Consider the following 12,795-nt stretch of genomic DNA (forward strand, 5'->3'; position numbering starts at 1 on the left):
CCAGGGGAACAGCTTAAATGGCAGACGCAACCTTGAGACCTGTGACAGCCTCCTGGGTTCCGGGTTCTTGGCTTCGCCAATCCCCGGAATGACGAAACAGTGTCAGCCCTCGTCGTCGCTGGCCAGGCCCATCATGTGGAAGCCGGCGTCGACGTGGATGACCTCGCCCGTGGTCGAGAGGCCCAGGTCCGAGCACAGCCACAGGGCGGCCCCGGCGACGCCCTCCATCGAGGTGTCCTCCTTCATCGCCGACATGGCACGGCCTTGGGCGATCATGCCCCGTCCGCCCGAAATCCCGGCCAGCGACAGGGTCCGCATGGCTCCGGCCGAGATGGCGTTGACGCGGATGCCGCGGGGCCCCAGGTCGCGTGCGATATAGCGGGTCGCCGCCTCCAGCGCCGCCTTGGCCACGCCCATGGTGTTGTAGTTCGGGATGGCCCGCTCCGACCCCAGATAGGTCATGGTGATCATCGATCCGCCGTTCGGCATGATCTTGGACGCGCGCCGGGCCACGTCGACGAAGCTGAAACAGCTGATGTTCATGGCCAAGAGGAAGCTGTCGCGGCTGGTGTTGTCGATAAACGACCCCTTCAGCTCGTCCTTGTTGGCGAAAGCCACCGAATGGACGACGAAGTCGATCGTGCCGAATTCCTTTTCCAGCTGCTCGAAGGCGGCATCCATCGAGGCATCGTCGGTGACGTCGGCCTGGATCAGCAGCTTGGCCCCGACGCTTTCGGCCAGCGGCCGCACCCGGCGCTCCAGGCTTTCGCCCAGATAGGTAAAGGCCAGCTCGGCCCCCTGCGCCGCCAGCTGAGAGGCGATGCCCCAGGCGATGGAGTTGGCGTTTGCCACCCCCATGACCAGGCCCTTCTTGCCCTTCATCAGTTCGCCGGTGGGAAAGGTCCAGCCGCTGTCGCTCGCCATGATTGCGTCTCCGTGTTCTGAACGCGGAGGGTTAGCAGGGGCGATGCCCGGACGGAAGGCTCAGCCTGCCCTGGCGGTCCGCCACCTGGCCAGCCGCTCCAGCAGCGGCGTCGCCGTGACGCCATGAATGACGATGGAAGCCAGGACGATAAAGCCCACCAGGGCCCAGAGCCGCTCGCTGTTGCCGAAATCCCCGTGATTCAGGCCATAGGCGACATAGTAGATCGAACCGACACCCCGAATGCCCAGAAAGGCCAGCAGCAGCTTCTCCCTGAAGGGCTGGGGAGCCCCGATCAGCGCCAGCAGCCCTGCAACTGGGCGCACGATCAGCAGGATGCCCAGGGCGACCGCGATATCGATCCATGTCAGGCTGGCCAGAAGGCCGTTGGCCAGCGCACCGCCAAAAAGAACCAGCAGCAGCATCATCAGCAGCCGTTCGACCTGATCCGACAGGTCGTGCATTTCTTCGTGAAACGCGTGGTCGCGCTCCCAATTGCGGATCGTCACCGCCGCCACGAACACCGCCAGAAATCCGTAGCCGTGCACCAGTTCAGTGGCGGCATAGGCCAGGAAGGTGGCCGCCAGGGCAATCAGCCCGTCGCCCAGGTGGGACAGCCTGCGGCTGGAATCCCGGAACAGCAGCCAACCAAAGGCCGCGCCGACCAGCCAGCCCATGCCCAGACCGGCGGCGATCTTCCATCCCACCTTGACCAGGCCCCAGTCGAGCAGTCCCTCGCTGGTCGCCAGTCCGCCCAGCGATGCCAATATGGCCAGATGCACGAAGGGAAAGGCCAGGGCGTCGTTCAGGCCCGCCTCGGACGTCAGGCCGAACCGCACTTCGTCCTCCTCGCCGGAGCCGGGCGGGCCCACCTGGACGTCAGAGGCCAGCACCGGATCGGTCGGGGCCATGGCTGCGCCCAGCAGCAGCGCCATCGGCAGGGCCAGCCCCAGACCCCAGACCCCCAGCACCAGGACCGCGCCGATCGTCAGCGGCATGGCGATGGCCAGCAATCGCCAGGTCACCGCCCAGCGTTTCCAACCCAGCTTTCGGTCCAGTTTGAGCCCGCAACCCATCAGGCTGATGATGACCACCAGCTCGGTCAGCTTCTCCGTCACCGTGTCCCAGGTACGCGGATCGGGGTTGAAGGCCATCAGCCCCGTGGAGAAGACGCCGACGCCCACCCCCACGCACAGGATCGCCAGCGTCAGCGGCAGCCGCTTCAGCCCCACGGGCGCCCAGCTGACCAGCAGGACCACCAGGCCGAGCCCCAGCAGGAACAGGATATAGGGATCGGGGGTCAGGGCGGGCTCCGGGATCAAGCGCTAGACAAGGCGTAACGCCGTGTTCGGTTCCCGACAAGCCGGCGAGCTGCGGGAAGGAAGCGATCGTGACAAATGCTCCGAACGCCGCGTTAGTTTGCTGTTTTCATTGAAAAAGTTTCACACTGGGCCAACCGGTCGTTAAGCGCCGACAGCTAAGCCATACGCCCGTGGCCTGTGAGACGGCCGGGAGGGCGCATGGCGCGGATCGGCGACTATATCGAGGCGGCAACACCCGTGTTCCCGACCACCCGGGGAGCCGAAGTGTATGAGCGGTTCCTGGCCGAGCCGAACACCCTGGTCATCGCGGTCGTCGACGAGGATCACCGTCCGCTGGGTCTGATCGAGCGCAACGCCTTCACCCTGAAGATGGCCGGCGCCTTCGGCCGCGAACTCTATGCCAAGCGGCCAGTGTCGGCCCTGATGAACGATCGGCCCTCCATCGCGCGCGCGGAGGACGGCGCCGAGGCCTTCTTCGCCACCATAGATTCCAGCGAGGCCGCGTCGCTGCTGGGCGGCTTCATCGCCGTGGACCGCCAGGGGCGCTACGTCGGCGTCGGCGCCATTCTGCAGGTGCTCCAGGCGGGCAGCGCGCTCTACAAGCGGCGCGCCGAGGAGATGGGCGAATTGGCCCGCGGTCTGGCCGCCGCCGAGGCCCGCGCCCGCGCCTCCAGCCGCGCCAAGTCCGAATTTCTGGCGGTGATGAGCCACGAAATCCGCACGCCCCTGAACGGTGTGCTGGGCGTCGCGGCCCTGATGCAGCGTCTGCTGACCCAGGAGGCGCTGCGCCCCCATGTCGACACCATCGTGGAGTCCGGCCAGGGCCTGCTGCGCCTGCTGACCGACGCTCTGGACATGTCGCGGGCCGAGGCGGGCCTGCTGGCGCTGGAGCCGGCCCCGCTCAGCCTGTCGGAGCTGGCCGCCGACCTTGATCGGCTATGGCGGCCGCGGGCCGAGGAGAAGAGCCTGTCCCTGAGCGTCGAGGCCAGTCTGAGCGCCGCCGACGGCATCGTCGCTGACGGGGTCCGGCTGAAGCAGCTGTTCAACAATCTGATCGGCAACGCCATCAAGTTCACCGAGACCGGCGGCATCCAGGTGCTTCTGACGACCGAGGCCACGGCCGAAGGAGTGCAGGTGACCGGGTCCGTCGACGACAGTGGTCCCGGCGTGCCGGAAACCGCCGCCGCGACCATCTTCGAGCCTTTCAACACCGGCGATGCGGGCCGCTCAAGCGCCGGGGCCGGGCTGGGTCTGGCCATCTGCCGCCAGATCGTGGAGCGAGTGGGGGGCACCATCTCCCTCTCCACGGCCCCGACAGGCGGGGCGCGGTTCAGCTTCTCCTTTGCGGCACCCGCCGTCGAGATAGAAAGCGCCGGGGTCCCGGACATGGCAGAGCCCACCCCACATGAGACGCTTCACGTCCTGGTCGTCGACGACAATGCCACGAACCGCTTCCTCGCGGGCAAGCTTCTGGAGCTGTTCGGATGCACCGCCGATATGGTCGAGGATGGACGCGCGGCGGTCGAGGCCGCGCGGACCGGTACCTATGACCTGATCCTGATGGACATCAAGATGCCGGTCATGGACGGCGTCGAGGCCACCCGCGCGATCCGCGCCCTGCCAGGACCGGTGGCCGGCCTGCCGATCCTGGCCCTGACCGCCAATGCGGACGATCGCGATGCCGAAGCCTATCTGGCGGCCGGAATGGACGGCGTGGTTCAAAAACCGATCCAGCCCGAGGTCCTGCTCGATGCCATCCGCCGCGCCCTGACCCCCGCCTTGACCGCGGACCGCGCGGCGGCCTGAGCCGTCAGACCTTCGACAGGATCAGCGTTCCGTTCGTGCCGCCGAAGCCGAAGCTGTTGGACATGACGTGCTTCAGCTCGCCATCGTGGCGCTGACGCAGGATGGGCATGCCCTCGAACTCGGGATCGAGGTTTTCGATGTGGGCGCTTTCGGCAGCAAAGCCGTGCTTCATCATCAGCAGGCAGTAGATCGCCTCCTGGGCCCCGGCGGCGCCCAGCGAATGGCCGGTCAGCGACTTGGTCGAGGAGATCATGGGCAGGTCGTCGCCGAAGACATTGCGGACCGCGCCCATCTCCTTGGAGTCGCCCACGGGCGTCGAGGTGCCGTGCGGGTTCAGATAGTCGATCTTCGGATTGCCGGCCATTTCCAGCGCGATCTTCATGCAGCGCTCGGCCCCCTCGCCCGAGGGAGCGACCATGTCATAGCCATCGGAATTGGCACCATAGCCGGTGACTTCGGCATAGATGGTCGCGCCGCGCGCCACGGCCCGCTCATATTCCTCCAGCACGACGATGCCGGCACCGCCCGCGATCACGAAGCCGTCGCGATCCTTGTCATAGGCGCGCGAGGCGACCGACGGCCTATCGTTGAAGTCGGAGGACATGGCCCCCATCGCGTCGAACATGTTCGACATGGACCAGTCGATGTCCTCGCATCCGCCGGCGAAGACCACGTCCTGCTTGCCCCAGGCGATCTGTTCGGCTGCAGCCCCGATGCAGTGGGCGCTGGTCGCACAGGCCGAACTGATCGAATAGTTGATGCCCTTCAGCTGGAACCACGTCGCCAGCACGGCCGAGGGGCCCGATGCCATGGCCTTGGGCACGGCGAACGGACCGATGCGCTTGGGCGAGCCCTTTTCCACCGTGGTGGCGGCCGCCTGCAGGATGACCTGGGTCGAGGGTCCGCCCTCGCCCACGATCAGGCCGATGCGTTCGGACTTGATCTCTTCGGCGCTCAGGCCCGAATCCTTCAGCGCTTCTTCAAAGGCGATGTGACCCCAGGCGGTGCCGTTGGCCAGGAATCGCGCAGCGCGGCGGTCGACATGGGGGGCCCAGTCCTCGGCCGTGACGCCCAGCGACGGCGGGGCCCAGACCTGCGACCGGAATCCATGCTGGGCATGGTCCGGGGCAGCGACTACCCCCGAACGGGCTTCGCGCAGGGAGGCGGTGACCTCATCCTGTCCGGTGCCGATGGAAGAGACGATGCCCAGGCCGGTGACGACGACACGCCGCATGGTGTTTCCTTCTCAGTCTTAGAGTCGCCGCGTGACGCGCGGTCTTTTGATGGTCGATCAGCCGCCGACGGCTTCGGACGTCCCGCCGAACAGGCCGACGCGCATGTCCTGACAGCTATAGATAGGCACGCCGTCGGCTTCCAGCACGCCATCGGCAATGCCCATGACCAGACGGCGGTTGATGACCCGCTTCAGATCGATCTTATAGACGACCTTCTTGATGTCCGGCTGGACCTGGCCGGTGAATTTCACCTCGCCGACGCCCAGAGCCCGCCCGCGGCCAGGACCACCGATCCAGCCCAGATAGAAGCCCACCAGCTGCCACATGGCATCCAGGCCCAGGCAGCCGGGCATGACGGGATCGCCGATGAAGTGACACTGGAAGAACCAGAGGTCCGGATGGATATCCAGCTCGGCCTCGACATAGCCCTTGCCGTGGGCCCCGCCGTCCGCGCTGATCTGGGTGATCCGATCGAACATCAGCATCGGCGGAGCAGGCAGCTGGGCATTGCCCGGACCGAACAGTTCGCCGCGACCGGACGCCAGCAGGGCTTCCTTGTCGAAGGACGACGGATATTGGGTCTGGGTCAATTCGGCACGCTCCGCAGGCTTCTGCTCAGGAGGCGGGGTTACACGAGGCAGGTGCGGGGCTCAACTCCATTAGCTGCGGTGACGCTTCGGACACCGGATCAAGCGTGGCCGTGCAACCCCATGCCACATGGCGCATTTAGGGCGGACCAAGGCTTTGGATGGAAGGACTACTCAATGAACATCATCTTCTGGATTATCGTCGGTATCATCGCCGGCTGGCTGGCCGAAAAGATCATGGGCCGCAATCACGGCCTGCTGACCAACCTGATCGTCGGCATCGTCGGCGCGGTCATCGGTGGCTTCATCGCCAATGCGCTGGGCTTCGCCTGGGGCGGTTGGATTGGCTCGACCATCGTCGCCACCCTGGGTGCGATCATCCTGCTCTTCCTGCTGGGTCTGGTGAAGCGCCGCTAAGCGCAGCACCGTCCTACAGGACGAAAAAGGGCGGCTCCCTTGCGGGGGCCGCCCTTTCCTTTTGGGTTGTCACCCGGTCGCTTCGCTGATGGCGAGCATCAGTCGGGGCGGACGCGCTTCTTGCGGAAGCTGGGGTTCAGGATCTGCTTGCGCAAGCGGATCGACTTGGGCGTCACCTCGACCAGTTCGTCCTCGTCGATGTAGGCGATGGCCTGCTCCAGCGACATCTGGCGCGGCGGCGTCAGACGCACGGCCTCGTCCTTGCCAGCCGCCCGGACGTTGGTCAGCTGCTTGCCCTTGATGGGGTTGACGTCCAGGTCATCCCAGCGGCTGTTCTCGCCGATGATCATGCCCTGATAGGTCTTTTCGCCCGCGCCCACGAACATCACGCCGCGGTCTTCCAGGTTCCACAGGGCAAAGGCCGCCGTCTCGCCATCGGAGTTCGAGATCAGCACACCCTTCAGACGGCCGGCGATCTCACCCTTATACGGCTCATAATGCGAGAAGACCCGGTTCAGCACGCCCGAGCCGCGCGTGTCGGTCAGGAACTCGCCCTGATAGCCGATCAGCGAACGCGACGGGCATTTCAGCTGAATCCGCGTCTTGCCGGCACCCGACGGGCCCATGTCGGTCATCTCGGCCTTACGCGCCGCCAGCTTCTCGATGACGATGCCCGAGAATTCGTCGTCGACGTCGATCATGACGTCCTCGATCGGCTCCAGCTTCTCGCCGTTCTCGCCTTGTTGATAGACGACGCGCGGACGCGAGATCGAAACCTCGAAGCCTTCGCGGCGCATGTTTTCGATCAGCACGCCCAGCTGAAGTTCGCCGCGGCCGGCCACCTCATAGGCGTCGCCGCCTTCGGTGGTGGTGACGCGGATCGCGACATTGGCCTCGGCCTCTTTCAGCAGACGGTCGCGGATGACGCGCGACTGGACCTTGTCGCCTTCGCGCCCGGCCAGCGGGCTGTCGTTGACGCCCACCGTCATGGAGATGGTCGGCGGGTCGATCGGCTGGGCGTCCAGCGCCTCGGTGACTTCCATGGCGCACAGGGTGTCGGCCACCGTGGCCTTGGACATGCCGGCAATGGCGACGATATCGCCGGCCTCGGATCCTTCGTCCAGCGGCTGACGCTTCAGGCCGCGGAAGGCCAGCACCTTGGTGATGCGGCCGCGCTCGATTTCCTTGCCTTCGCGATCCAGGGCGTGGATCGCCATCCCGGGAACCGCCTTGCCCGACTGAATACGGCCCGTCAGGATCCGGCCGAGGAACGGATCGCTTTCGATCAGCACGTTCAGCATCTGGAACGGCTTGTCCTTGTTTTCCTGCACCTTGGGCGGCGGCACATGGTCGACGATCAGGTCGAACAGCGGGGCCAGGTTGTCGTTGGGCTGGTTCAGATCCAGCGTCGCCCAGCCGTTGCGGCCCGAAGCATAGATGTGCGGGAAGTCCAGCTGCTCGTCCGTTGCGCCGATGGCCGCGAACAGGTCGAAGGTCTCGTTATGCACCCGGTCGGGGTCGGCGTGGGCGCGGTCGACCTTGTTGATGCACAGGATCGGGCGCAGGCCCATCTTCAGGGCCTTGGTCAGCACGAACTTGGTCTGGGGCATGACGCCCTCTTCGGCATCCACCAGGATGACGCAGCCGTCCACCATGCCCAGGATACGCTCGACCTCGCCGCCGAAGTCGGCGTGGCCCGGAGTGTCGATGATGTTGATCCGGGTCTCGCCCGCCTTGCCGTTCCACAGCACGGACGTGCATTTGGCCAGGATGGTGATGCCGCGCTCTTTTTCCTGATCGTTGGAATCCATCGCCCGTTCGGTCGTCGCCTCATTGGCTCGGAAGACACCGGATTGGGCGAGCAGCTGGTCCACCAGGGTGGTCTTGCCATGGTCGACGTGGGCGATGATGGCGACGTTGCGAAGGTTCATGTCGGTCGTTCAATGCGAAAACGCGGCCGGGCAGAAGCGGGGCCGCTTAAGGAAAAGCGTCATGCGGGGAGCGCGCGCCTCATACAGGGGTGTGGCGCGAAAGGCCAGAGGGCGTCGTTAGGCGACTCAGGCGGCCTGGCGCCGCCGCAGCCGGGCGATCCGGCGCAAACGCCGCCAGAACCGGCCCCGCTCCGGCTCGGGATAGGGCTCCAAGTTCTCGACGAACTGTTCGGCCGAGGCCCGCCAGCTGAATTTTTCGGCATAGGCCCGCACCTGGGCCCGGTCGCACTCCAGCGCGGCCATGCAGGCGGTCTTCAGGTCCGGATCGATGGCCCCGGCATTCGATCCGGGAATGATGTCGATCGGACCATGCGCCGGATAGGCGGCCACCGGCGTGCCCGCCGCCATGGATTCCAGGATCACCAGACCAAAGGTGTCGGTCCAGCTGGGGAAGACGAACACATCGGCGTCGCGGAAGCATCGGCCCAGTTCCTGACCGAACTTGGCCCCGAGGAATTTGGCCTGCGGATATTTGGCCTCAAGCTCCGCCCGCGCCGGGCCGTCGCCGACCACGATCTTGGTGCCCGGCAGGTCGGTTTCCAGGAAGGCCTCGATATTCTTCTCGACCGCCACCCGGCCGACGTTCAGCCAGAAGGGCCGCGGCCAGTCGGCCCCGCCCAGTTCGGCATAGATCGGCTCCAGGTCGGGGTTGAACTGTTCGGTATCCACCCCCCGCGACCAAGGCGAGACATTGCGGAAACCCCGTTCCAGAAGTTCGTCGCGAAGCGTCGGCGTGGCCACCATCAGCCGTCCCGACGGCTTGTGGAACCACTTCATATAGGCATAGCCGACCTGCACCGGGACCGGGAAACGGGCCGAGATGTATTCGGGGAATTTCGTGTGATAGCTGGTCGTGAAGGGCAGCTTCCATTCCACGCAGATCCGCCGCGTGGCGATGCCGATCGGCCCTTCGGTGGCGATGTGGACGGCCTCGGGCTCGAAGGCGCGCAGCCGCTCGCGGATCTCTTCCTCTGCCCCCAGGGCCAGGCGGATCTCGGGATAGGTGGGAGCCGGGATGGTCTTGAACTGGCTGGGTTCGATGACCTCGACCTCATGGCCCATGGCCAGGCATTCGGACACGGTGCGGGTCAGGGTGCGGACGACGCCGTTTACCTGGGGTTCCCAGGCGTCTGTGGCCAGGACGATGCGCATTGCGGGCGGCGACTTTCACCGTGAGCGAGACCGCAACCCATAGCCCTTCCCCCCGCACGGGAGAAGGGCGTATGTGGGGATCATGAGCGCACACGTTTCGTCCCCGATCGCCCTAACCCAGGACTGGGATACGCTGGATCACGGCAAGTATGCGGACGAAGCGGCCTCTGTGCGGGCTCTGCTGAGCCATAATCCCCTCGACGGGGCCGCCCGTGCCGCCGTGGTCGCCGAGGCGGTAACCCTGGTCCAGCGCGCCCGCGCCAGCGTCAAGAAACAGGGCGTCGTCGAGAGCTTCCTGCAGGAGTTTTCGCTGGGCACCCGAGAGGGCCTGGCCCTGATGTGCCTGGCCGAGGCCCTGTTGCGCACCCCGGACGAGGACACCCGCGACCGGCTGATCGCCGAAAAAATCGGCTCGGCCGATTGGGCCAGCCACCTGGGTCAGTCCGACAGCCTGTTCGTCAATGCCTCGACCTGGGGCCTGGTGCTGACGGGCAAGCTGGTCGATGTCGACGATCAGGCCCGCAGCGACCTGCCCGGCTTCTTGAAGCGCGTCGTCGGCCGCCTGGGCGAGCCGGTGATCCGCGAGGCCGTGGCCGCCGCCGTCCGCATCATGGGCGAACAGTTCGTGGTCGGCCGCACCATCGAGGCGGCGCTGAAACGATCGAACCGCGAGGGCTGGCTGTGCAGTTTCGACATGCTGGGCGAGGGGGCGCGCACCGCCGCCGACGCCGAACGCTACGAACGCATCTACGCCGAGGCCATCGCCGCCGTCGGCAAGACGGCCAAGGGTCAGGGGCCGGAGGCCGGGCACGGCGTCTCGGTCAAGCTGTCGGCCCTGTCGCCCCGCTATGAGGCCACGCATGAGGGCCGCGTCTGGGACGAGCTCTATCCCCGCATCCTGCGGCTGGCCCGGATCGCGGCGTCCCACGACATCAACTTCACCATGGATGCGGAGGAGGCCGACCGTCTGGCCCTGTCGCTGAAACTCCTGGACCGTCTGGCGCACGAGCCGGAGCTGGGCGAGTGGAAGGGTCTGGGTCTGGCTGTTCAGGCCTATCAGAAGCGCGGACCCGAGGTCATCGCCCGCGTGGCCGAGCTGGCCCGCACATCGGGCCGTCGCCTGATGGTCCGGCTGGTCAAGGGTGCCTATTGGGACACCGAGATCAAACGTGCCCAGGTCCTGGGCCGGACCGACTATCCGGTCTTCACCACCAAGGCGGCGACCGACCTGAACTATCTGGTCTGCGCCCGGGCCATGATCGATGCGGCCCCGCATCTCTATGCCCAGTTCGCCACCCACAACGCCCATTCCCTGGCCGCCGTGCATCGGATGGCCCGGGATTCCGGCGTGAAGATCGAGTTCCAGCGCCTGCACGGCATGGGCGAGGCGCTGTACGACGCCGCCATCGACACCTTTGGCCCCATCACCGTCCGCGCCTATGCCCCCGTGGGCGGGCATGAGGACCTTCTGCCCTATCTGGTGCGCCGTCTGCTGGAAAACGGGGCCAACTCCTCCTTCGTCCATGCCCTGCTGGACGAGCGGGTGCCTGCCTCCGCCGTCGCCGCCGACCCCATCACCTCGGTCGAGGCCCACCCCGACCGCCACGCCAAGATCCCCACGCCCAAGGACATCTATATGGACCGCCAGAACTCGCTGGGCCGCGACTATTCCCAGAAGGCCGACCGCGAGCGCCATGCGGCGGCCCTGGCCCGCACCGATGCGGAAACCTGGACCTCCGGCCCCATCGTCGGCGGGCGCCTGCTGGCCGGGACCGATCCGCGCACCGTGACCAACCCCTATGACCGCCATCAGGTCCTGGGCCATGTGTCCGAGGCCACGCCCGCCGACCTGGATGCCGCCGTCGACGCTGCGTCGCGCGCCCAGGTGGCCTGGGACCGCTCCGGTGGATCGAAACGCGCGCCCGTTCTGCGTGCCATGGCCAATGCGCTGGAAGCGGACCTGGACCGGCTGGTCGCCCTGCTCAGCCGCGAGGCGGGCAAGACCTTGAACGACGGCGTGGCCGAGGTGCGCGAGGCGGCCGACTTCTGCCGCTACTACGCCATGCTGGCCGAGCGCGACTTCGGCGGGCCCCAGCCCCTGACCGGCCCGGTGGGCGAGACCAACCGCCTGGTCCTGCACGGCCGGGGCGTCTTCGCCTGCATCAGCCCCTGGAACTTCCCCCTGGCCATCTTCACCGGCCAGGTTGCCGCCGCCCTGGCCGCGGGCAATGCCGTCCTGGCCAAGCCTGCCGAACAGACCCCTCTGATCGCCGCCGAGGCCGTACGCCTGTTCCACAAGGCCGGTCTGAACCCCGACCTTCTGGCCCTGGTCCCCGGCCGGGGCGAGACCGTGGGCGCGGCCCTGGTCAGCCATCCCGGGATCGATGGCGTGGCCTTCACCGGCGGCACCGACACCGCCGCCGCCATCAACCGGTCCCTGGCGGCCCGGCCCGGTCCCATCCTGCCCTTCATCGCCGAGACGGGCGGGCTGAACGCCATGTTCGTGGACACCACCGCCCTGCGCGAACAGGTCATCGACGACGTCATCGTCTCGGCCTTCGGCTCGGCGGGCCAGCGCTGCTCGGCCCTGCGCATCCTCTATGCCCCCAAGGACTCGGCCGACAGCCTGATCGAGGGCTTGAAGGGGGCCCTGGCGGCCCAGGTCCTGGGCGATCCGACCGACCCGGCCACCGACATCGGCCCGGTCATCGACGCCGAAAGCCGTCAGGCGCTGGAGGCCCATGTCGAGCGTCTGTCAAAGGAGGCCAAGGTCATCGCCCGCGCCGCCATGCCGGAGGGCGCGACCCGCGGCGACCTGTTCGCCCCCACCATCGCCGAAATCCCCACGCCCGACTTCCTGGAGCGTGAGGTCTTTGGCCCCATCCTGCACATCTATCGCTACGACCCGGCCGATCTGGCGAACGTGGCCCGCAGGCTGGCGGCGCGCGGCTATGGCCTGACCCTGGGCGTTCACAGCCGGATCGAGGCCTTTGCCGAGGAAGTCATCGCCCGGGTCCCGGCCGGCAATGTCTATATCAACCGCTCGATCACCGGTGCCGTCGTCGGCGTCCAGCCCTTCGGCGGCGAGGGCCTGTCCGGCACCGGCCCCAAGGCCGGGGGCCCCAACAGCCTGATCCGCTATGCCGCCGAGAAGGCCATCAGCAACAACATCTCCGCCCAGGGCGGCGACCCGGCCCTGCTGAACCTGTAGGTCCATCAGAGATCGTATCGACACTTTTGGGGTCGTCATTCCGGGGCGCTCGCAGAGCGAACCCGGAACCCAGGGGGACGACGTTCGCGTCGCCGTGAGCTTGAGGTCCGTGACCAGGTCCGGGGTTCCGGGTTCTTGGCTGCGCCAAGCCC

9 protein-coding genes are annotated in these 12,795 nt (G+C 66.8%); 3 read left to right on the forward strand and 6 right to left on the reverse strand.

Features of this window, described 5'->3' with window-relative positions; translation table 11 throughout:
• Positions 1-102: 102 nt before the first annotated feature.
• Complete coding sequence (locus JIP62_RS09375) at positions 103-924, reverse strand: enoyl-ACP reductase FabI (RefSeq protein WP_201101934.1); 822 nt, start codon at positions 922-924, stop codon at positions 103-105.
• A gap of 60 nt (positions 925-984) precedes the next feature.
• On the reverse strand, positions 985-2,244 hold the full coding sequence (locus JIP62_RS09380) for a cation:proton antiporter (RefSeq protein WP_230974711.1): 1,260 nt from the start codon (positions 2,242-2,244) through the stop codon (positions 985-987).
• A gap of 198 nt (positions 2,245-2,442) precedes the next feature.
• On the opposite strand from JIP62_RS09380, the gene JIP62_RS09385 reads away from it, so the two are divergent.
• The gene (locus JIP62_RS09385; RefSeq protein WP_201101935.1) at positions 2,443-4,050 is read left to right on the forward strand and encodes a response regulator; all 1,608 of its coding nucleotides are present in this window, start codon (positions 2,443-2,445) and stop codon (positions 4,048-4,050) included.
• 4 nt (positions 4,051-4,054) lie between these two features.
• Here JIP62_RS09385 and fabB read toward each other — a convergent pair whose 3' ends face one another.
• Together fabB and fabA are read right to left on the reverse strand one after the other, a co-directional pair.
• Positions 4,055-5,284, reverse strand: coding sequence for a beta-ketoacyl-ACP synthase I (gene fabB, locus JIP62_RS09390; protein ID WP_201101936.1), 1,230 nt, complete (start codon positions 5,282-5,284; stop codon positions 4,055-4,057).
• Between the two features lie 57 nt (positions 5,285-5,341).
• The gene (gene fabA, locus JIP62_RS09395; protein ID WP_201101937.1) at positions 5,342-5,875 is read right to left on the reverse strand and encodes a 3-hydroxyacyl-[acyl-carrier-protein] dehydratase FabA; all 534 of its coding nucleotides are present in this window, start codon (positions 5,873-5,875) and stop codon (positions 5,342-5,344) included.
• A 174-nt stretch (positions 5,876-6,049) separates the two neighbouring features.
• Between fabA and JIP62_RS09400 the strand changes: the two genes are divergently transcribed.
• Complete coding sequence (locus JIP62_RS09400; RefSeq protein WP_201101938.1) at positions 6,050-6,289, forward strand: GlsB/YeaQ/YmgE family stress response membrane protein; 240 nt, start codon at positions 6,050-6,052, stop codon at positions 6,287-6,289.
• Positions 6,290-6,387: 98 nt separating this feature from the next.
• Here the strand turns inward: JIP62_RS09400 and typA are convergent, their stop codons facing one another.
• Entirely contained in the window at positions 6,388-8,220 is a 1,833-nt protein-coding gene (typA, locus tag JIP62_RS09405) for a translational GTPase TypA (protein ID WP_201101939.1), read from the reverse strand.
• Between the two features lie 126 nt (positions 8,221-8,346).
• Entirely contained in the window at positions 8,347-9,432 is a 1,086-nt protein-coding gene (locus JIP62_RS09410; protein ID WP_201101940.1) for a glycosyltransferase family 4 protein, read from the reverse strand.
• A gap of 82 nt (positions 9,433-9,514) precedes the next feature.
• Between JIP62_RS09410 and putA the strand changes: the two genes are divergently transcribed.
• The gene (putA, locus tag JIP62_RS09415; RefSeq protein ID WP_201101941.1) at positions 9,515-12,643 is read left to right on the forward strand and encodes a bifunctional proline dehydrogenase/L-glutamate gamma-semialdehyde dehydrogenase PutA; all 3,129 of its coding nucleotides are present in this window, start codon (positions 9,515-9,517) and stop codon (positions 12,641-12,643) included.
• Positions 12,644-12,795: the final 152 nt, after the last annotated feature.

The sequence above is a fragment of the Brevundimonas vitisensis genome (assembly GCF_016656965.1).
In the GTDB taxonomy this organism is placed as follows: domain Bacteria; phylum Pseudomonadota; class Alphaproteobacteria; order Caulobacterales; family Caulobacteraceae; genus Brevundimonas; species Brevundimonas vitisensis.

Bases quoted from the DNA above. Each gene is read 5' to 3' on its own strand.
- JIP62_RS09375 (WP_201101934.1), bottom strand. From the start codon at position 924: ATGGCGAGCGACAGCGGCTGGACCTTTCCCACCGGCGAACTGATGAAG.
- JIP62_RS09385 (WP_201101935.1), top strand. From the start codon at position 2,443: ATGGCGCGGATCGGCGACTATATCGAGGCGGCAACACCCGTGTTCCCG.
- fabB (WP_201101936.1), bottom strand. From the start codon at position 5,284: ATGCGGCGTGTCGTCGTCACCGGCCTGGGCATCGTCTCTTCCATCGGC.
- JIP62_RS09400 (WP_201101938.1), top strand. From the start codon at position 6,050: ATGAACATCATCTTCTGGATTATCGTCGGTATCATCGCCGGCTGGCTG.
- typA (WP_201101939.1), bottom strand. From the start codon at position 8,220: ATGAACCTTCGCAACGTCGCCATCATCGCCCACGTCGACCATGGCAAG.
- JIP62_RS09410 (WP_201101940.1), bottom strand. From the start codon at position 9,432: ATGCGCATCGTCCTGGCCACAGACGCCTGGGAACCCCAGGTAAACGGC.
- putA (WP_201101941.1), top strand. From the start codon at position 9,515: ATGAGCGCACACGTTTCGTCCCCGATCGCCCTAACCCAGGACTGGGAT.